This is a genomic window from Methanomicrobium antiquum, assembly GCF_029633915.1.
Taxonomy (GTDB): Archaea; Halobacteriota; Methanomicrobia; order Methanomicrobiales; family Methanomicrobiaceae; genus Methanomicrobium; species Methanomicrobium antiquum.
In genome coordinates, this window is the sequence record NZ_CP091092.1 from 1,287,142 (window position 1) to 1,307,340 (window position 20,199).

Sequence of the window (20,199 nt, forward strand, 5' to 3'; positions counted from 1 at the left end):
AACCTAAAAAAAAGTAAAAACGGGTTAAATTTGTTTATCTTAACTTCACTCACTCAACCGGTTTTCCGCAATTTGCACAAAATTTTACACCAGGCTCTAAATCAGCACCACAGTTTGAGCATTTGGCAGAGCCCATAGGATTTCCACAGTTAGGGCAGAATTTTGCACCTTTAGGAACATCAAAACTGCACTTTGGACACTTAACAGTATCACCTGACTGAGGTGCACCACAGTTTGGACAAAACTTTGCTCCGGGACTTAACGGATGGCCGCATTTAACACAGGGGTTACCTGCACCCTGCTGATTAGAACCCTGTTGTTGCTGTTGCGGGCCTGAGCCAAAGGCTCCCGGCGCTCCGCCACCTCCTCCCATGCCTGCACCCATGGACTGTCCCATGACATTTGCCATTGAAAAGCCTGCACCCATGCCTGCACCCATCGTTGCAAAGCCTGCTCCTTCGCCCGGGCCTCCGCCCTGGGCGGCTCCCTGGCCAATATCCTCAATAGCTCTTCCGGTCTGGTACTGCATGTAGTTTACGCCAAGTGCTGACATTGCACCACGCTTATCAACAGCCTGCTGTACCTCTTCAGGAAGATTGATGTTTAAACCTGAGAACTTTGTAATCTTAAGACCATACTGCTCGGTCTCACCAGTAAGTTTGGAGATGCATAACTGCTCTATTTCCGAGAGATATGCAGGCATGTCCAAAACACCCATATTCTGTTTGGATTTTAACTCTCCTAAGGTGTCATTTAAGATCATTACAATCTGATCTTTAAGCCAGCCGATAATCTCGTCTGACTTTGTCATTCCCTTAGTGCCTACAAACTGGGTGATAAGAAGCATCGGGTCAGTGACTTTGTATGCATACTGGCCAAACACACGAAGCCTGACAACGCCAAAATCAACATCACGGAAACTCAAAGGCTCGGATGTTCCAAAGTTGGAACGGAATTCACGTTTCTGAACCCAGTAAAACTCTCCAATCTGAGTTACACCGACAACAGCCTTTCCAATGCTTTGAAGACCGGTGATGTTCTGCGTTGTCATTGCATATCTGTCAGGGCGGTCAAAAACCTGCATGGCTTTGCCGTCACGGAAGAATACACCGTATTCATCCTCCCTTACCATCACATTGTCATTCCACCGGATGTTTCTTGGAAGACGCCAGATGAGATTATCACCCTTATTTTCCTCAACCCAGTAAAATCCTTTTCTTGAGTCTGCACCGTTGATGTCGCTTCCACCGTGATAATCCGGTCTTTTGCCAAAAAGAGCCATCTAAAATGCCCCCAGATCTGCCATTGTATTATGTCTTTCCTTAAACACGTTTAAAAACAAAACAGCATTCTTCTTTGTCTGTGCACAGGATTTTTTCATAGACATGAAATCTCCTGTTTCTGCATCAAGAAGAATACTTTCTGCCTCCTGACTCATACTCTCAACAAGACCAATCATATTGAGATCATAATCATAAAGTGCCTCAAGCTGGTCTTGGTCAATTCTGTAATTGGGAGAAATTCCTGAATATCCCTGATCTGCATGCCTTACTTTCTTCTCTGCAAGCGAAACCTTTGATATAAGCTCACCAATCTCATTCATAACATCCAGGTTTAGTGCTTTTGCCGCAGCTTCTCTTGCATTTTCAAGAGGTGCAGATACATCAGTTTTAATCTTATCTGCAAGCTGAACTCTTAAGAGGCTGTCTGCAATCCTTAAATCCTCTCTCTTTCGATAACCACGAAATCCGGGGATTGCAAGCTGGATATTCTTTAAAAGCCCCCTGTCTTCTGTAACTCTGTCTCTTAAATCAACCATTTAATTCATCCCCTGATAAAAATAGGGGTTTACTTCTTAGAGTAAGTGTAAACCATGTATGCCAGGGCGGCACCCACAATTATTCCACCAAGAAGCGGTACAACCGGAACGTCAGGCCCGGCAGGGCGGGTTAGAATTGCAACTACACCTATAATTCCAAGCAGTCCTGCAAATCCTGCAAGATATACGTTTTTCTCGCCAATGCCCATTGCAAGAACTCCAAGAATCATTGCAAGACCTATAAAGAATACTGCTGCTGTGTAGTTCATATCCCAGTTTGATATCCATCCGACAAGGATAGAAACACCAAACATTAAAGCTACTGCAGTCCATCCCATTTGAAATCTTTTGTCATCTTCTTTCATGTAAATCAAACCTCCTAAATTCCCGGAGTGTATTTGTTTTTATTTCTATAGAACGGCATATAAATTATTCTATAGGAATTGATGTCAAAGTCATAATCTATCTCCTGAAGTGTTCCTGAGATATCGGCCTCATGCCTTAAAAACATAAACTCAGAATGCTGTTTTGCCGCCTCATTGTCAATTACAGCAGGAACTCTTGAAATTCCATTAAAACTTTGATTTTCTTCAATTACAGGTGGTTCAAGTGTGAAATCAACATTCCATTCTTTTACGATATCAGGTGCAATGTCGGCGGCACATACGAAAAGATTCTGGTTTCCTGCCATTTTTTTCTCACTTTTTATGAATCTCATGATTCTTCCGCCGACAATCTTTTCCTTATTTACTTTTATATCAACGTTTATAACCCAGAATGGCATGTACACCTTTTCAGAACCGCCCTCTTTTTTATACGCGGCAATTGTGCTGTCCACTTTTTGGACATCTCCATTTAAAAATTCCATAATATTTTCGCATTTACTGCAGATAAAGATGTTATCCCGCTCTTTAGAGGTAAGAGGCGTTCCACAGTTTGTGCATTTGAGAGTCTTTAAAGAAACCATGATTACTTCCTCCTAAGCAATATCTCAACATTTCCTGTTTTAGAGTACTGCTGTGCATCTGTCGCCTGTCCTGATTTTTTAAACATTGCTGTTAAGTTTATTGAGGGTTTTTGAAGATCTCCGACAATTATCTCTGATCTGTACCTGAACTGATAATAAGACATGTATAAAACTGTAAGTCCGACAATGCTTGTTGCAACAACAAGGCCACTTTCAGAAAGAATTGAAAATCCAAGACCTATTCCTGTTATTGCACCACCAATACTTCCTCCTGCACCGATAGAAAGACTCTGATAGAGAGGATCTCCTGGTGCTCTTCCGGATAAAATGTCACCTGTGACTCCGTCTGCGACTGCAAAGTAATCTCTGTCTGAATAGTTGTATCTTACAACCCAGAAAGGATAGAATATAAGCTCAAATGCCTTTGGATCAACAAACACTTTTGAAAATGTAACTTTTTCAATTCTTCCTCTTGCATTTGAATAAGTCATGTCAGCAATTTTTTTCCTGCCTTCTTCTATTGCCTCACTTTTTGATTCAGTTGCTTCAAAGGTTGGAATCTCCTCTTCTTCATAAGGAACAATATCACCTTTTAAATTTCGAAGATAAGAAACGCCAATATCTCCTGCATCGCAGGCAATTAATGTATAGAGATAATCAGAATCCCAGACATTATTGTAATAATTTTTAGTTGTCTTTCCATCGTCATCCTTGTCTTCAGAGTAACCGCACAAAATTGCCTTTCCTCTTCCAACAAGACGCCAGAATGGCAGGTATAATGGATAAGCCTCAGTTATTTCTCCCTTTTCAGGCAGATCACGTGCTTTAAATCCGCCTTCAAACCAGTTTTTGACAGTTGATACAGCCTTGTCACGGTCAAGGACCATCTTATACATGAATTTTGCTATTCCCTCTTTTGTTTCAAGAGAATGCACACTGTTGCAGAACGGACATAATACAATCTGTTCTCCTTCCAAAATCTCTACTCTTCCTCCACAGGAAGGACAACTCATTCCAAAAACTATTCTTTCTGCCATTAGAAAGCCTCCACAGCACTTTGTGACTCACCTGGCATTTCAGATGTTTTTGTAACCTTCATTGCAAAGTAATAACCTATGAAAAACGCTGCAATTATCAGAGCATAAAAAATAAAAGATACAATCATTCCCAAAAGCCCTCCAAGGAATGCAAGGCCAAAGCTTGCCATTGCTACAAGACCATAAGGAACTGATGATCTTGTTGGATAATTTGCAGAATATACTTTGCCTGATGATCCGTCAATTATAATCTTGTAGACCTGGCCGTTAAATTCATAGTCAATTTCAAATATCGGGAAGTATACTAAAGCCTGCTCTTTTCCAACTCCTTCAAGGTCGTTTATGTATGCATCCATACCGAAATCGACATCTAAGACTTTTGCATCACCTGGATTGAAGGATTCATCAAATATCTTTATGTCTCCTGCAGGAATTGTCAGATTGTTCATTCCCGGAAGAATTGTTCCTTTGGCAGGTTTTACATAGAACTTTTCTTTTCCGTTGACATCTCTTCTAAACTGGTACACCGGGAAATACTGCTTGTTAAATCCTGTTATTTTAGCCTTTGATTCAAGCTCTTTGTCAGCCTGAGGATTTGCAGTCCACCTTTTAAATATTCCTTTTGCTTTTTCATCACTTATGAAGAAGGGAAGGACATAGTAAAACATCACTCCGCTTCTGTCAACAAAAACAGTAGTACCGCAGTATTTGCAGTTTATAAAATGAACGCCTGTACTGACGTTTACATTTGCACCACATTTTGGGCATGCGAAACTCGACATCTAAACTTAATAACGCCAGCCAAATTAATATTTCTTTCGGGTATTACTCTATCTAATAGCGCCAAATTAATATTCAGACAAATATACAAAAAAAATGTTACGAACTGGATATTTAACAAGTGAACCCTAAAAAAATCCCTTAAAAACACTTTCATGATTTACCATGAGAGCCAAAATTCCAAAAAAGACTGTTACTGTTTTTTTATGATGGTAATTACTCATCATGCAGATTTTGAATATGAAAAAAAATTGATTTGAAAATAAAAAGTAATTCAGATTTAGACAACAGGGTTTTTGATTATCTTTACCTGAACATTGGCATCTGAACCAAGCCCGATTAATGCCCAGTTCTTTACTGTCATTGTTGTATCTTCTGTAAGAGTTACTACTTTATCAAAGGTCTTTTTGCCCTTTTGATCATAATCTGCGACAGTGTCAAATAATACATCAATATCAGTGTCAGATGTAAGCGTTATTTTGTATGTTCCTGCAGAAAGCAGATAGAGGTGCTGATCGTTGTCAGGTACACTAATCACTTCATCGGTAATTACTTCATTTTGGGATGTACATCCGGAAGACAAAACAGACAGCAGAAGTACAAATAATCCCAGACCAAAAATTATCTTTTTCATGAATAAAATCCCGCCTCTCTGATATTTATATTTTTTGAAAAAACAAAGACCACATTCATGGATATTTGAGAGGAAAGATCAATAAAAACAAATTAAAAATTACATAAATCAATAAAAAATTATTAAATTTTTCAAACAGTTAGTGAAACAGATAGTTCATGCAACTGGTTCATGGTAATCAGATTCGAATTTTATAAAAGTTAGTAAAAAAATTGGTTTAATAAAACAAAAAAAAAATGATTATAAAGTTTTACTCTTTTTAAGCGACCTTTTCAAGTGAAAGACTGACAGTTTTTCCCAAAATAACATATTCAAATGAAAGCTTTTTGCCGTCATCACTTACGCGGCCTGTAATCGGGTTTCCAACACCGAAATCCAGATCATATTCTTTATTGCTCTTGCTTGTCCATTTTCCATCTGTTCCGACTCCATTTACAGAAAAAATGAATGTTCCGTCTTCATAAAATGTTGATTCAATATTTACAAGAGGAATTGTATACTCTTTCCAGTAGCCAACAATGGGATCAGGTCCCATACAGCCTGCGGCACCAGAAGCCGCAAGCAGACAAAGAATAATACCAACCAGATATCCAATCTTTTTCATACCTTAAGATAAGTGTGACACTTTATTAATATTAATTTCTAAATTCTGATTTGAAAAAAAGGGGATGAAAGATTAGGTTTCACTTACTTTTTCCAGATATAACCGATTTATAAATTTAGTCAGGAATGCTGATTTAATGAATAATAAACTGAATTTGCTATAAAAATCAAAAATTCCTGATAAACTTATCATCACTTTTTTGTGTGATGAAAAAAGCTCATCATGTGCGTTTGCTATAAAAATCAAAAATTCCTGATAGACTTATCATCACTTTTTTGTGTGATGAAAAAAGTTCATCATGTGCGTTTTGCTATGAAAGTTACTATGTAACTTACATGAAACAGTTAGCATGAAATATAATTTCATGAACGTTTTTTTAAGAAAAATAAAGGTTTTAAATTTTCAAAAGCTTACTTTGAAAATTTCAATCATATTTAGCGGCGGATATTTCCAGCACACCATTATTGTATTTGTATTTCATTGTCTCTTTTTTAATGTCAGGTATTTTTACCTCTGCAAAGTGTTTGATATTATCTTCAAAGGATGATATGTATATCAAATTCCCGTTTACAGAAACGGCAGTGTTTGACATATCAGAACCCGGAATATTCACATAGACAATAACTAAATTTCCATCCTGATGAACTTCTGTATGCGGGTTATTTAAAATAAACCCGTCTTCGGAATTATTCATATTATTAAACGGCATGTCAATGTCCAATGGTATTAATTCAACAGGAAGTTTTCCGCCTGCTATTGTTATTGAAAAATTATTTCCAAATGGAAATATACCATTCTCTATCGCCTGTTCCAGGATTTTTCTGATTACGTCATTGAAATCCTTTTTTTTGTCTTTTTCATCTTCAGACATTGGTTGTCTCCATAAAGGTTTGATTGTTTATTTTATCAAACCTGCCACCATATGCGAATTTTTTCATCGTCATTAAAGGTTTTATTATTAATCTAATCCGGCTGACAGGTTTTACTGTTCAATTTTGGATATTAACTCGCCGGTTAATTTTTTAATCTGTTCAAAGTCCTTTAATCTCGAATATGTGACTTTTTCAAGCTTTTTCCTGCACTCTGTTTTATCCTCTGCATCTTCGCCGAATTCTGATCGCTTTATTGCTGATGCCGCTTTTTCGAGAATCTGCCTTTCATCTGTTGAATACATTACAGGCCACGCCTTTCTTTCGTATTCTTCAATTGCAGATTTATCAAGAGAACTCTTAATTTTTTTCATTGCGGCATTGAAGTGCTCTTTTGTTACACGGACATTGTCCAAAACCTTCTGCCTTTCCTCTTCAGTTCTGCTGTCCATCAGTGTAATGAACTCACGCATTGCCTGAAGTTTTGCTTCACGAACAACAAGTTCAATATCTGCACCAACATAACCTTCACTTTGCAAAACAAGCTCATCAATGCTTATATCTTCTGAGAGGAGGCTCTTTGAATTTTTAAGATATACTTCAAAGATTTTCTTTCTTCCTTTCGCATCCGGCGGTGGAACATAGATAATTCTGTCAAGACGTCCAGGTCTCATAAGGGCTTCATCAAGCATATCAGGTCTGTTTGTCGCTCCAAGCACTGTTACGTTTTTAAGTTCTTCCAGACCGTCAAGTTCAGTTAATATCTGACTTACAACACTTTCTGTTACATGAGATGAACCCTCAAAAGTTCCTCTTTTTGGAAGCAAAGCGTCAATCTCATCGAAGAATATTATCGAGGGTGATGCCTGCCTTGCCTTTCTGAATATGTCACGGACTCCCTTTTCAGATTCTCCTACCCATTTTGAGAGAAGCTCAGGGCCTTTTACCGATATGAAATTGCACTCGCTTTTGTTTGCAACCGCCTTTGCAAGAAGCGTTTTTCCTGTTCCCGGAGGGCCAAAGAGAAGGATTCCTGAAGGCGGTTTTGTATCGAATTTATCAAATATCTCAGGGTATTTAAGCGGCCATTCTACAGATTCGGTAAGCTCTTTTTTGATATCTTCAAGCCCTCCGATGTCATCCCAGGAAATATCAGGGATTTCAACAAGGACTTCACGCATGGCTGAAGGCTCAACATGTCTTAGGGCCTCTTCAAAGTCACTTCTTTTAACCTTTATTTTCTCAATAATTTCTATTGGGATGTCTTCTCCGGTTTTAATATCCCTTAACTCTTCACGAAGTGCATGCATTGCGGCCTCTTTTACAAGCAGGGATATATCTGCTCCTACAAATCCGTGTGTGACTGCCGAAAAGGGCTCGAGGAATTTCTTTCTTTTAATCTCGTCTTCATGCTTTTTCCCTTCGGTTTCTCCCATTTCTGCAAACTTACGACTTAGTTCAACACTTTCTTCGCTTGATATGGAAATTTCTGATAAGTCAAGCGGAACTCCGCGTGTATGAACCTGGAATATTTCAAGACGTCCCTTCCTGTCAGGAATGCCGATTTCAATCTCCCTGTCAAATCGTCCGCCACGGCGAAGTGCCGGATCAATATTGTCAGGAAGGTTTGTTGCCGCAATGACAATTACTTCGCCTCTTCCTTTAAGACCATCCATTAAGGATAAAAGCTGGGCGACAATTCTCCTTTCAACCTCGCCTTTGGTCTCTTCACGCTTTGGTGCGATTGAATCAATTTCATCTATGAAGATTATTGTCGGAGCATTTTTTTGCGCCTCTTCAAAGACTTCTCTTAGTTTTCCTTCACTTTCACCATAATATTTGCTTACGATTTCAGGACCGGAAAGTGTCATGAAATGAGCATCAACTTCGTTTGCGACTGCCTTTGCAATTAAGGTCTTTCCGGTTCCGGGAGGGCCGTAGAGTAAAACTCCTTTTGGAGGCTCAATGCCTAATTTTTCAAATATTTCAGGATGTCTTAAGGGAAGCTCTATCATCTCCCTTACCTGATCCAGTTCTCTTCCAAGACCACCGATATCTTCGTAATGAACATCAGGAACATCTTTTTTACTGCCCTCTTTTGGCTCATAGGGGGTATCTTTTATCTCAATCTCAGTTTCAGGACCGACAATTGCAACACCTGAAGGTTTGACTTTTGATATGACAAATGTCAAAGCATTTCCCATTATGTTTACACGGAATGCCTGACCTTCGCTGACAGGTCTTCCGGAGAGGAGCCTTCCAATATACTGTTCTCCGCCGCGAAGTGATATTGGCTGAGTTGGATGAATTACAACCTTTTCAGCATACTTTGCATCGACTTTTCTGATAGTGACTTTTTCATCAATACCTGTCTGGATATTTCCACGGATATTTCCGTCAATCCGGATAATCGCCTTACCTGTGTCCTGAGAATAGCCGGTCCAGACAATGGCGGCGGCTTTGTTCTTTCCGGAAATTTCTATCACATCGCCGCTTCTAAGATCAAGTGCATTCATTACATCAATGCTGATTCTTGCAATACCTCTTCCTGCATCCTCATGGAGTGCTTCTTTTACTGTGACTTCAAATGACTGTGAATTATTCATAATAATGTAACCTCTTTAGTTGATATTTACTTATAGTAATCATATATAATATATAATACAATGCTTCATGGCAACTTTTTTGAAAACAGTCATAATTTAAACTTTTACAAAAGATGCAGAGATTCAAAACAGCTTATGCCCGTTTTTAAATTTAAAAATAAGTGTGATTTTCCTAATCATCCGGACATATCAGTTCACATATTCTGATATCAATATACCAAAAATATGGCTCTTCGCAGTTTTGAATGGGTGAAATTTAATTTTAATACTCTGATGCCTTTTAATTTTTAATCTTTTTCGTATACAAACAAAATTTCCTCTTCTGTCTGCATCTCTTCATCCATGTCATAGTCTTCTGTTTTGGAATGTCTTAATAAATATATGATTATCGCAATAAAAATTAAGGACGCTGCCAGTATGATTATAGTCATCATAATTTCACTCTTCTAAATAGTTTTAGTCGGGGCTATTAAATTCTGAGCATCCTTTTTTTGCACAAGTTATCCGGGGCATTCCTGATAACTCGTTTTTTGAAAATATTTCAGAAGACAAAAAAGGTGCACAGCCTGTGCACTTTTGATACAGATTCAGTGGGGGCAACTGTCAGGTATTTCTTTACAGTTCAAATTACAGAGAGTCGGGAAATGAATCGTAATTCAAATATTAGAAAATTCCAACTATTAGGAAATTCCTAATAGTTCGTTTTTGGGATTTTATTTTTGACCTATCCGGAAAATTTCTGGGATAACTCGTTTTTTGGAAAATATTTCAGATCTTAATATTCCTAATTTTCTTCATAGCTTTGCAAAATCAAAGTTTTGCCTTTTTCCAAATCAATATCATTTTTTATGCTGATTTCAAGATCGCCGGTACCTAAATGACCGACATTTGTTACATCTCTTAAAAAGCCCTTTTCTTTTTCAAGATCAAATGCCTGCGGGTTTAATTTAACCCAGACAACAATCTCTCTTTTTTTCCGAGCAATGTTTACACAGACAAAATTTTTGATTCTCTTAAATGCTACATAAAATTTAAGCACTTTTGTCTGGACATCATCACCAAATGCTTCGATGAATGCCCGGAGATTTTCATACCTGTCAGTTAAATGGTGAGATGAGAAAAAAAATAAAGAATATATGGCAATTCTGACCCCGTCAGTTTTAATACTAATCACGATTAGTACTAATCATGATTAGTCCTTTCATAGACAGGGACGAAGAGCGTTTTGTACTTGAGGAAGAGTGGAGCTCAGATGGCGGGAGGCTTATTGTACTATATGGAAGGAGAAGATTAGGAAAGACAAGGCTGTTATTTGAATTTTCAAAAGGAAAAAAAGGAATAATGTATTTTTCTGAAGAGACTCCTGTCCGTCAGCAGATAAAAGGACTGCAGGAGGAGTGTGCACGCTTCTTAAACGACAGTCTCCTTTCCGACCTTAAGATAGAATCCTGGTCGCAGCTCTTCTCTTATCTCGTAAAAAATCCACCATCAGAGCGTTCTTACCTGATTATCGATGAATTTACATATCTTATAAAAGCTGATAAAAGTGTTTTGTCCGCACTGCAAAAAGCGTGGGACAACGGGCTTTCCGATTCAAAATGGTGCATTATTCTCTCAGGTTCGATTCTTGGACTTATGAGTGAACTTGCTCTTTCATATACATCGCCGATTTACGGCAGAAGAACACGTGACATTCTGCTGGAAGAATTGCCATTTTGTCATGCAAAAGATTTCCTCAGGCAAAATTTTGAGGATTCCATGAAGACATATTTCACAATAGGAGGAGTCCCTGAATATCTTCAGAAGGCATCTGAGTATGACACATTTGACGAATTCGCAAAAAAAGAGCTCTTCTCAAAATACGGATATTTCTACCGCGAACCATATTTTTTGCTCTCACAGGAATTTCGGGAGCTTAAAATTTACCAGGGTATATTAAGGGCAATCGCAAACGGCCGGACAAAACCCTCCGAGATTGCCTCTCACTGCGGTATTGAAACAAGGAGCCTTTATCCATACCTTGAGGGAATGATACGGCTTGGATTCGTTGAAAAGGAATCGCCGCTTTTGGGAAGCAGCAGGAATTCGATATATAATATAAAGGATCATATGCTTGGGTTTTGGTACCGTTATGTCTACCCGGAAAAAGGAAGAATTGAGACAGGTTCATTTCGTTATGAAGACTGCATCCTGTCACAGTACTTTGGAGCACAATTTGAAAAATTCATCAGATATGAGATAGCTCCTTTAATATTTCCCGGATATGATACCGGACGCTGGTGGCACAAAGGAGAAGAGATAGACTTTATTGCAATAAACAAAAGTTCTAAAAAAATTGTTTTTGGTGAATGCAAATACGGCGCAAAATCGGCCCGTGATGCAAAACGCATTCTGGAAAAATTAAAGACAAAGTCAGGACTGGTACATGCAGAGGACGGATACGAGATAAAATATGCCCTTTTTGCCGGGAAAGTAAATGATAAAGAGAGTCTTTTAAAAGAGGGGTATCTTATTTACGATTTGGATGAGTTAAAAAGAATCTTTAAGGATACAAATATTTGGGAACCGAATTAAAATCTTTTTTTTCCCAAATTTAAAGCAGCTCTCAGGAAATATCTGATAGTTCGTTTTGTATAATTTTGTAATGAAAGTCTAAAATCCCTGATAGACTTATCATCAGTTTTTGTGTGATGAAAAAAGCTCATCATGTGCGTTTGCTATGAAAGTTACTTCGTAACTTACATGAAACCGGTGCATGAGATATAATTTCATGGACGTTTTTTATGCATTTTTCAAAGAGTTTTTGCACAAGTTATCCGGAATTTCCGGATAGCTCGTTTTTTGAAAATATTTCAGAAGACAAAAAAGGTGCACAGCCTGTGCACTTTTGATACAGATTCAGTGGGGGCAACTGTCAGGTATTTCTTTACAGTTCAAAGTACAGGGAATCGGGAATTGAATCGCAATTTAAATATTAGAAAATTCCAGCTATTAGGAAATTCCTAATAGTTCGTTTTTGGGTTTTTCATTTTTGACCTATCCGGAAAATTTCTGGGATAACTCGTTTTTTGGAAAATATTTCAGATCTTAATATTCCTAATTTTCTTCATAGCTTTGCAAAATCAAAGTTTTGGCTTTTCCCAAATCAATATCATTTTTTATGCTGATTTCAAGATCGCCCGTTCCTAAATGACCGACATTTGTTACATCCCTTAAAAAGCCCTTTTCTTTTTTAAGATCAAATGCCTGCGGGTTTAATTTAACCCAGACAACAATCTCTCTTTTTTGCGGAGCAATGTTTACACAGGCAAAATTTTTGATTCTCTTAAATGCTACATAAAATTTAAGCACTTTTGTCTGGACATCATCACCAAATGCTTCGATGAATGCCCGGAGATTTTCAAACCTGTCAGTTAAATCCTCATCAGACTGGTTTAGAAGTTCGATGAATGTTTTATGGGGGGATTCTTTTTTTCTCTCTTCTTTTGACGGGATATTAATGTCAGATGATTTCCCGTTTTGTGCAGATGTTGCATTAACAAGGTCTAATAAAAGAAGGTCCGGCTCAAATTTGCGGTAGCGCAAAAGCTCAATATTTCGGTTTATTTGCGAAACTGCATGGAGATCGTACTTTGTAAAATCGCCGGCAATGCAGAGAAGACGTGGACTGCTCCAGTCTATCTTTTCCGAATATTTATTTCCGAGTTTTTTTAATACATGCAGTTCAAATTCGCCTTTGTGATCAAGCAGCCAGTCTAAGTAATACAATCCCTGATTGATGACATTTTCATTGGTGGCCCGTTTGTATTCGATTATTACCGGAAATCCGTTTTCATCAATTCCTATTGTGTCAATCCTGCCTCTGTGAGTTTTGCCTGTTGTGTATTCGCTTCCAAGAAATGTAATTCCAAGCAGGGACTCCAGATTTTTCTCGATAAAATTCTGAAGGGATTTCTCCAGTGCCACCGAATGGCCTTTAAGTTCGGCCGCATCGCCACCCTTCATACTAAAAATTCGAATGTCTCCCATATAATTATCCTCTCGGAGTCTCGGCAGCCTTCATAATATATTCATAATCCTCTTCAGGAATTGTTCTCATTGCCGTTCTTAAATGTCCGGTCCACTGCTTTTTGTTTGTGATGAATTCAAGATTTGGAATCAACGATTTAAAGTCGAGCTCCTCTTTGAATATTTTAACAGGCTTTAATTTAACACGGTATGGAAATACTTCTTCGCCGCTCATTGTCGGAGGCTTTTTGAAAATTTCTGTTTTTTCTTCAAAGGGCTTTGACGCGATATCAAACGCTGCCGTTATTGCGGATGGAAGAATAGTGTCTCCTGCATTTTCCTGGCGGACGAATATGAGAATTTTATCTTTGGGCTCTGATCTTTCTATGCTGTTTTTGTTTCTCTTCGGAACGCCCCAGATGTTGTTTTTCTTAATTACTTCCCAGTTTTCGCGGTTGGTTGACGCAATCCAGATTGTCATTTGAAATGAGTAGTTGATTTTGAGATTTATAAAGGTCGTTGGAGATCAACGGTGAGAATGGGAGGTATTGAACTCGGCCGGTGCGGTCTTTGCGGAGAGGGGAGGGCTTTGTTTAGGTCCTGTGATCTTAAGCTTGCGATTTGTGAGAGGTGTTACGGGAGGCTTCTCCGGGAGGAGAATGCTGGGAATAGATGAACTGAATTAGAGTGAAAAATAATTTTAAAGTCTCACTGAATTATGAGAATAATTCGCACAATCAAAAAACACTCCAAAATCATAACTACTCATTAAAGCAATAATAAATTATTAGTTTATAAATAAGATATTGGCTATACTCATGATAGATCTCTCAACAGTCCGGACAATCAATGCTATAATTGAACAGGATTCAAAGGACTCCACTTACAAATATGCTTTGATGCGGGGTGCTATTGAAATATGTCAGCACTATTCCCACTTGAAAGAAATTAAGGGAGACAGAGCTGTCTATCCGCTGGGTCTGCTTGCTGAGAAATGGATTTATTATTACTATCCAGTAATAGCTCATGAAAGTTTTATTCCGCAACGTAGTGGTGAACCTGAAAATCCTATAATACGCGGATCCCTCAAATTTCGTCCACATTTTCTCAAAGTTACGAATTTTTACAAGGCTCGTGGTGGATTTGATGCTTTCTGGAACGATTATACTTCAGGAAATCTGCCTGAAGATATTGCTCAGGAAGTACTTTTACTTCTTAGATCTGTCCGGGACACGATAACAGAAAATCCTATGCGTCATATTGGGTATTCACATTTCAAAGAAGAATATAAGGTTTTCACATACGAGAAGGGCCCTACGATTCGCAAAAAAAAGATTTATCCAGACACTAACTATATTCTGGAAAATTTTGGAACTTACACGATTTCTGCAGATCTTAGTGAGGCTTTTGAAAGTCTTGGCAGTTATCTTCTGGGAGAAGATTCTATAATTCAGCAATGGGCAGAATTTACGCACCGGATGAGTAATAAAGCAATAAAAACTGAAACGATGCTGTCACTTCTTACTACTAAACCAGAGGATAAACGGTATGTCCAGATGGCAGGCAGAGTGTACAAACAAGTGCTTGATGAGGGATGGATTGAATGTGTCTGGAGTGGAAATACAATTAAAAGAATGTCTGAGATGTACATAGATCATGTTCTTCCCTTTGCCCGATGGAAAAACAATGATTTATGGAATCTTTTACCTGCAATAAGTTCTGTAAACAGTAAAAAAAGAGACAAAATTCCTGAACCGGGTCTCCTTCTAAAACGTGAAGATGTTATCCTGGATTACTGGCAAAAACTTTATGAGTCATATCCGGATCAGTTTCTGCATGAGATAACAAGATCATTGACAGGTAATAAACCCCAACAGCAATGGCAGGAAAATGCATTTGAAAGTCTTGTTGAGAAGGCTGATTATCTGATAAATACACGGGGGTATGCAGCATTCGTAATTTAAAGAATTATAATAAAGCAATCCGTGATTTAATCCCTGAGATAATCCGTTCACAGGGTAAGGACTGCGAAGTTTTGGAATTAGAAGATTCTGCTTTTTTAAGTCAAATCGAATTTAAATTAATCGAGGAACTGGAAGAATATCTTGAATCAAAAGAACCGAAAGAGTTGGCTGATCTGATTGAAGTGATCTATAGAGTTGCCGAGCTAAGAGGAGTTTCACAAGAGGAGCTGGAAATAATCCGACAAAATAAAGCAGCTGAACGGGGCGTTTTTATGAAAAACCTTGTTCTGGTTTCTGTTGAAGAAGAAAAAAGGGATGCGGAGGAAGAACCCGGGCGGGTGTCATCTCTTTGTACCTGTGAAAAAACAGATCATATTTTTGAAGAAGAATGACTCAGGCATTTACGTTGACTTTTGTCAAAACTGAACTTCAAAGCCGTGAAAATAAATGGCAATAAACAAATAGTCCCGCTTTACATCCCTTCAATAAAATTGACTTATGATTTAACAGATGATTCGGATTGGCTTAAATTTAAAGAAGAACTTAGGAATATAACCCGAAGCCTCACAATTGATGATAATGCTGAGGGGGTATTTATGAAACGGCAGCAGGTGTCTCACCCCCCTCACCTCCACATAACTCATCCTCCCGTGCACCCCATCCCTCCTCACAAGATCAACAAGCCTGAGCTCCTCTAACTTTTTCATATACTCATAAAAGTAAGTATATCCGATATTCAGATCACTCTTCAGAGCGCCTGCCTGCAACTCTCCTGATGTAACGCCGGCAGCGTCTCCCTTATCTTCAGACTCCCTTGTCATCTGACCGATGAGCTCAAAGAGCTTCTTCTCACCGTTCTTTAAAGTCTTGACAGTCTCATTAACATGAACATCCTTTGAGACAGAAAAGGACAGGGAATTCTCACTCGCCGATGTGGCATTAATCTCAGCAAGCGGAAAATGCAAACCTCAATGAGTGTTTGTTTAGGGTTTTTATCTTCGATATTTTGCCCGTTATACCAAAACACAGGACGCAGATGATTTGCCTTCAGGAATTGGAAGCCGATCCTCCTTTAAACCCTCAATATGAAATGCAATGGCCTCGTGCATATTTGCCTCTGCTTCCTCACGGGTCTTACCTGTTGCGACACATCCTGCAATATCCGGGGAATATGCGGAATAGTTGTCATTCACCTTCTCAACAATAATCAAAAATCTAAACATCTATCTCCTCTCCTTAATTCCTGCCTGTTTTAATACGCTGTTCAAAGTACCCGGCGCAAGTGTATCATTCATATTGCCCGGAATCGTTATTCTCCCTGCAATTTCAGGATTTTTGTACTGCCTGTGGCTTCGTTCAATTGTTACAACAACATCCCATTTAAGCTCTTCTGGTCGCAGCATTGAACATAAGCACCTCCAATATTGTAGAATTCACTATACTCTTACAGGTATTTACTGCTTTAAAAGAATTAGAATCTTATCAGATAAAATTAAAGAAAAACATTTTTCGGATTAATAAAAATCATTTTTATCTCCGCACTCACCCCCGAACCTCCACATAACTCATCCTCCCATGAACACCATCCCTCCTCACAAGATCAACAAGCCTAAGCTCCTCTAATTTTTTAATATACTCAAAAAAGTAAGTATAACTGATATTCAGATCACTCTTCGGAACGCCTGCCTGCACCTGTCCTGATGTGACGCCCCGAAAAGAAGCACCGCTATAAAAAAATCTCCTGAAGAAACACCCACAAAGCCTTCTCCCCCCTCAAAAGAGCCGCACGCAGCATCACTGCTTTTTTGGCACATCTTTTCAATTAACAAAAACAGCTTCTTCTCACCGGGCTTAAGGGTATTTAGAGTCTCTGATGCATGAACATCCTTTGATACAAAAAATGCTTTTTTGACATCCTCATCACAAACACATCTCCTCGCATCGTTTTCAGCATTCATCACAGACCGCCTTATAAGATCAAGGACGACTCTTATATCGCCTGACTTCATCGAGCACTCAACAATCAGATTTAAAATCTCACCTGAAATTACATTCGGATAAACGCCCTTAACAATTCTTCGTGAAGCTGTGATTAACGCTATAGTTCATGCAGATTATTCACAGGAAGGGGCACCAATAAGGGTTTCTTTTTTTTATGACAGAATTGAGATTGAAAACCCCGGAATTCTTCTCCCGGGAATGACAGTTGAGGATGTTAAGCAGGGTGTATCAAGGATAAGAAACCGTGTGATTGCCAGGGTTTTTAGTGAACTTGATTTAATTGAGCAGTGGGGCAGCGGATTTCGCAGGATATTAAAGGTGGCTGAAAAACTGGGGCTTCCTGAGCCTGAGATTATAGAGATAGGAATGCGGATTCGTGTGACTGTTTATCTTGCTGAAAATATAGAAGTAAAGTCCTCCGGCAAAGTAACCGAACAAGTAACTCCGCAGGTAAAACGCCTTCTCTCATGTCTAAAGAAAAAACCACTCAGTGTTAAGGGTGCAATGGAAGTTCTCGGGCTTAATCACCGGCCTACTTTTGTATATGACTACTTAAAACCTGCAACCGATGACGGATTTGTTGAGATGACACAGCCTGATTCACAAAAAAGCCCAACACAGAAATACAGACTGACAAAAAAAGGAAAGGCACTTCTTTTGAAAACAGATGGAGATGAGCAATGATGACCCGGCTTTGTTTCGTAGCGATATACCGCTTTAGGAGTTATTATTCCTCTGACTGTACATAGGTGATCTTTTAAGATGGTATAACCACCATTGTATCCCTGTTCTTTAATCTCTCTTAACAACCGTTTAGCGGAGATATTTGGGTATTCATCCAGTCTTTTGGAAATATATTCTTTGTATGGATCAAGCTTGCTGCCTCAAATTCCCCGTTTCTTAGAGACAGGAATACTCTCCAGGTCAAGATATTTCCTCACTGTTCTTCTGTTATATCCGCTTCTTCTGGAAATTTCACTGATGTTTTTCCAGTCTTTTTTTAATTCCACTTCGTGTGCAATGTCCCGAATCATGAAAAAATCCTCCAATTTTAACATGTGACAACCCCGGTTTGCTTTTAACTGGAGTTTGATTTTTGAGCACTTTTAAACCGGCACACTTGAGCATTTTTAATACGGCTGTGACATTAAAGGATATCACAGGAAATCTTACACAGTAAAGGGGCATGACGTTAAGGCACATAGCAGAACCGGACCTAAAAAGAAAGTAAAAAAGACTGCAAATAAGACAGTAAAGAGAATATCAAAGGGAACCCGACAGGCTACCCTTTAACTTTTTGTAATCATATCTTAAGGTTAGATAAAATGACAGAAGTTGAGATAAAAAGAAATGCAGAAACATATCTTAAAAAAAATCCCTCAATTAAAAAGAACATTATTGCCTGACTTTGCCAGTGCAAAATAATAAGTGTGTTCTTAGTTAAGTTTGAATCGACAAAAATGCAGACAAAACTAAGAACTTATGAAATTGTGCCGAATGAAAATATATCCTTTCCTATTGGTACCATATCAGCAGTTGATAGATTATACAACATCCTGAATTTCTCTGATATTATTGGAAAACATAAGCGCAATGGAATTGACATCAATAAATTAGTCAAAGCACTTGTTAGCTACAAGCTGAGTGAGAACTTCAGTATTAAAAAAGCTCATGAATGGATTAACAGGGACGAAGTTCTTGAAATATTTGATCTGGAATCATTTAGTGAAAGAACCCTTTACAGAGTACTTGAAGCAATTGGCGATAACAGGGAAGAAATCATATCAGATATTCAGGACGTTTTGTTTGAGAGATATAATTTTGAGCATACTGATATTAATCTGGATTGGACGAGCATTGTGCTTCATGGAAATGAAGCAAAACTAGGGAAATATGGTTACAGCCGGGATCACAGGCCTGATAAGAAGCAGATTACTGTTGGTGTGAGTGAACTTGCAGACCCGATTAATATTCCAATCGGCCTGACAATTGAACCTGGAAATACTAATGATCAGATTCATTTTTTGAAAACGTATTCACAGGTAGCATGGAAATTAAAATCAGATTCTCTTGTTATTTTTGATAAAGGAGCAAACAGCATTAAAAATGCTGCAATGATTCGGGCAGATAACATGCAGTACATAACTGCAAAGAAACTAAACAAAAGTGATGATAGGATTATTGCAGAATTCTATTCATATAACCCTGAAGTAATAGATACTGAAAAGGGAGTTAAAGGAATTAAAATTATTAAACCTAACAGTATCAGTTATCTTTTCTTCTCAAAAAAGCTTCAGACTGAACAGCTTGAATCCAGAGCCAGAAAAGTCCTGAGGCAGATTAAAGAGGCAAAGGCAATACAGGAAAGCATTGATAAACACAAAAAACTTCCAAAACGATTCCGGATTAACAATTTTTTAATAGAGGTAGATTATTCTATCCAGACAAAACTTGTTGATCTATCAGAAGATGATGCGGTTAAACTGCTTGAAGAAAAGATAATAACTGGCAGGGAAGGATTTTTCTGCCTGAAATCAAGTAAGAATTTGACACTTTCTGAGGCTCTTTTGACTTACCGAAAAAAAGATTCAATTGAGAAGATATTTCATTCACTGAAGAATGAAATTGAAATTAAACCGCTAAGAGTATGGACAGATAAAAGCATTTATGGAGCGTTAATCATAGGATTTATTGCCCAGTTGTTTGTTTCACTAATAAGATATGAAATACCTGAACTTAAGCATAAATCTACAAAATTCATCAAAAAATCATTATCGAATTTGACAGTTACCATAGATTCATGGCAGCGAAAGACAAAAAAGTGCATTTACTCAAACTTTGATGCCATCAACACTCTGATTTTAAGGCTAAACTGGGCAGTTTCATAATTTGATGACGGAAAAATACTGA

At 38.2% G+C, this 20,199-nt stretch carries 24 protein-coding genes; 5 read left to right on the plus strand and 19 right to left on the minus strand.

Going from position 1 to position 20,199, the window contains the following annotated elements:
- Nucleotides 1-49 precede the first annotated feature (49 nt).
- From L1994_RS06400 to L1994_RS06455, 12 genes are all read right to left on the minus strand, one after another.
- Entirely contained in the window at nt 50-1,282 is a 1,233-nt protein-coding gene (locus L1994_RS06400; protein WP_278098629.1) for an SPFH domain-containing protein, read from the minus strand.
- A complete protein-coding gene (locus tag L1994_RS06405) occupies nt 1,283-1,819 on the minus strand; it encodes a hypothetical protein (RefSeq protein ID WP_278098630.1) in 537 nt (178 codons plus the stop codon). It lies immediately after the preceding gene.
- 29 nt (nt 1,820-1,848) lie between these two features.
- A complete protein-coding gene (locus L1994_RS06410) occupies nt 1,849-2,184 on the minus strand; it encodes a hypothetical protein (protein ID WP_278098631.1) in 336 nt (111 codons plus the stop codon).
- 14 nt (nt 2,185-2,198) lie between these two features.
- Nucleotides 2,199-2,786, minus strand: a complete 588-nt coding sequence (locus tag L1994_RS06415) for a hypothetical protein (RefSeq protein ID WP_278098632.1) — start codon at nt 2,784-2,786, stop codon at nt 2,199-2,201.
- 2 nt (nt 2,787-2,788) lie between these two features.
- Nucleotides 2,789-3,823: a TFIIB-type zinc ribbon-containing protein gene (locus tag L1994_RS06420; RefSeq protein WP_278098633.1), complete on the minus strand. Its 1,035-nt coding sequence runs from the start codon at nt 3,821-3,823 to the stop codon at nt 2,789-2,791.
- A complete protein-coding gene (locus L1994_RS06425; RefSeq protein WP_278098634.1) occupies nt 3,823-4,605 on the minus strand; it encodes a TFIIB-type zinc ribbon-containing protein in 783 nt (260 codons plus the stop codon). The genes L1994_RS06420 and L1994_RS06425 overlap by 1 nt, the downstream gene beginning before the upstream one ends.
- Before the next feature lie 278 nt (nt 4,606-4,883).
- Nucleotides 4,884-5,237 (minus strand): hypothetical protein, encoded by a 354-nt coding sequence (locus L1994_RS06430; protein ID WP_278098635.1) that lies wholly within the window; start codon nt 5,235-5,237, stop codon nt 4,884-4,886.
- A gap of 259 nt (nt 5,238-5,496) precedes the next feature.
- Nucleotides 5,497-5,841: a DUF2147 domain-containing protein gene (locus tag L1994_RS06435; RefSeq protein WP_278098636.1), complete on the minus strand. Its 345-nt coding sequence runs from the start codon at nt 5,839-5,841 to the stop codon at nt 5,497-5,499.
- Nucleotides 5,842-6,265: 424 nt separating this feature from the next.
- On the minus strand, nt 6,266-6,712 hold the full coding sequence (locus tag L1994_RS06440; RefSeq protein ID WP_278098637.1) for an Hsp20/alpha crystallin family protein: 447 nt from the start codon (nt 6,710-6,712) through the stop codon (nt 6,266-6,268).
- A gap of 111 nt (nt 6,713-6,823) precedes the next feature.
- Complete coding sequence (locus L1994_RS06445; RefSeq protein ID WP_278098638.1) at nt 6,824-9,316, minus strand: CDC48 family AAA ATPase; 2,493 nt, start codon at nt 9,314-9,316, stop codon at nt 6,824-6,826.
- Nucleotides 9,317-9,603: 287 nt separating this feature from the next.
- Complete coding sequence (locus L1994_RS06450) at nt 9,604-9,750, minus strand: hypothetical protein (protein WP_278098639.1); 147 nt, start codon at nt 9,748-9,750, stop codon at nt 9,604-9,606.
- A 350-nt stretch (nt 9,751-10,100) separates the two neighbouring features.
- Nucleotides 10,101-10,490 (minus strand): DUF5655 domain-containing protein, encoded by a 390-nt coding sequence (locus L1994_RS06455; protein ID WP_278098640.1) that lies wholly within the window; start codon nt 10,488-10,490, stop codon nt 10,101-10,103.
- Between the two features lie 14 nt (nt 10,491-10,504).
- Between L1994_RS06455 and L1994_RS06460 the strand changes: the two genes are divergently transcribed.
- Nucleotides 10,505-11,890 carry an ATP-binding protein gene (locus L1994_RS06460; RefSeq protein WP_278098641.1) on the plus strand — a complete coding sequence of 462 codons (1,386 nt, stop codon included), beginning with the start codon at nt 10,505-10,507 and terminating at the stop codon, nt 11,888-11,890.
- 522 nt (nt 11,891-12,412) lie between these two features.
- On the opposite strand, the gene L1994_RS06465 is transcribed toward L1994_RS06460, so the two are convergent.
- A complete protein-coding gene (locus tag L1994_RS06465; protein WP_278098642.1) occupies nt 12,413-13,345 on the minus strand; it encodes a DUF5655 domain-containing protein in 933 nt (310 codons plus the stop codon).
- Between the two features lie 4 nt (nt 13,346-13,349).
- Nucleotides 13,350-13,805: an EVE domain-containing protein gene (locus L1994_RS06470; protein ID WP_278098643.1), complete on the minus strand. Its 456-nt coding sequence runs from the start codon at nt 13,803-13,805 to the stop codon at nt 13,350-13,352.
- Nucleotides 13,806-14,142: 337 nt separating this feature from the next.
- Between L1994_RS06470 and L1994_RS06475 the strand changes: the two genes are divergently transcribed.
- Together L1994_RS06475 and L1994_RS06480 are read left to right on the plus strand one after the other, a co-directional pair.
- Nucleotides 14,143-15,288: an HNH endonuclease domain-containing protein gene (locus L1994_RS06475; protein ID WP_278098644.1), complete on the plus strand. Its 1,146-nt coding sequence runs from the start codon at nt 14,143-14,145 to the stop codon at nt 15,286-15,288.
- 71 nt (nt 15,289-15,359) lie between these two features.
- On the plus strand, nt 15,360-15,680 hold the full coding sequence (locus tag L1994_RS06480; RefSeq protein WP_278098645.1) for a nucleoside triphosphate pyrophosphohydrolase family protein: 321 nt from the start codon (nt 15,360-15,362) through the stop codon (nt 15,678-15,680).
- 111 nt (nt 15,681-15,791) lie between these two features.
- Here the strand turns inward: L1994_RS06480 and L1994_RS06485 are convergent, their stop codons facing one another.
- The 4 genes from L1994_RS06485 to L1994_RS06500 form a co-directional block, all read right to left on the minus strand.
- Nucleotides 15,792-16,253, minus strand: coding sequence for a Cdc6/Cdc18 family protein (locus L1994_RS06485; protein ID WP_278098646.1), 462 nt, complete (start codon nt 16,251-16,253; stop codon nt 15,792-15,794).
- A 48-nt stretch (nt 16,254-16,301) separates the two neighbouring features.
- Nucleotides 16,302-16,511: a type II toxin-antitoxin system HicB family antitoxin gene (locus L1994_RS06490; RefSeq protein WP_278098647.1), complete on the minus strand. Its 210-nt coding sequence runs from the start codon at nt 16,509-16,511 to the stop codon at nt 16,302-16,304.
- Nucleotides 16,512-16,691: a type II toxin-antitoxin system HicA family toxin gene (locus L1994_RS06495; protein WP_278098648.1), complete on the minus strand. Its 180-nt coding sequence runs from the start codon at nt 16,689-16,691 to the stop codon at nt 16,512-16,514. It abuts the gene before it with no gap.
- Between the two features lie 258 nt (nt 16,692-16,949).
- Nucleotides 16,950-17,390: a Cdc6/Cdc18 family protein gene (locus tag L1994_RS06500; RefSeq protein WP_422656657.1), complete on the minus strand. Its 441-nt coding sequence runs from the start codon at nt 17,388-17,390 to the stop codon at nt 16,950-16,952.
- On the opposite strand from L1994_RS06500, the gene L1994_RS06505 reads away from it, so the two are divergent.
- Nucleotides 17,377-17,973: an ATP-binding protein gene (locus tag L1994_RS06505; RefSeq protein WP_278098650.1), complete on the plus strand. Its 597-nt coding sequence runs from the start codon at nt 17,377-17,379 to the stop codon at nt 17,971-17,973. The two genes, L1994_RS06500 and L1994_RS06505, sit on opposite strands and share 14 nt — an antisense overlap.
- Nucleotides 17,974-18,173: 200 nt before the next feature.
- Here L1994_RS06505 and L1994_RS06510 read toward each other — a convergent pair whose 3' ends face one another.
- Nucleotides 18,174-18,347 (minus strand): hypothetical protein, encoded by a 174-nt coding sequence (locus tag L1994_RS06510; protein WP_278098651.1) that lies wholly within the window; start codon nt 18,345-18,347, stop codon nt 18,174-18,176.
- A gap of 402 nt (nt 18,348-18,749) precedes the next feature.
- Between L1994_RS06510 and L1994_RS06515 the strand changes: the two genes are divergently transcribed.
- Nucleotides 18,750-20,177, plus strand: coding sequence for an IS1634 family transposase (locus tag L1994_RS06515; RefSeq protein ID WP_278100819.1), 1,428 nt, complete (start codon nt 18,750-18,752; stop codon nt 20,175-20,177).
- Nucleotides 20,178-20,199: the final 22 nt, after the last annotated feature.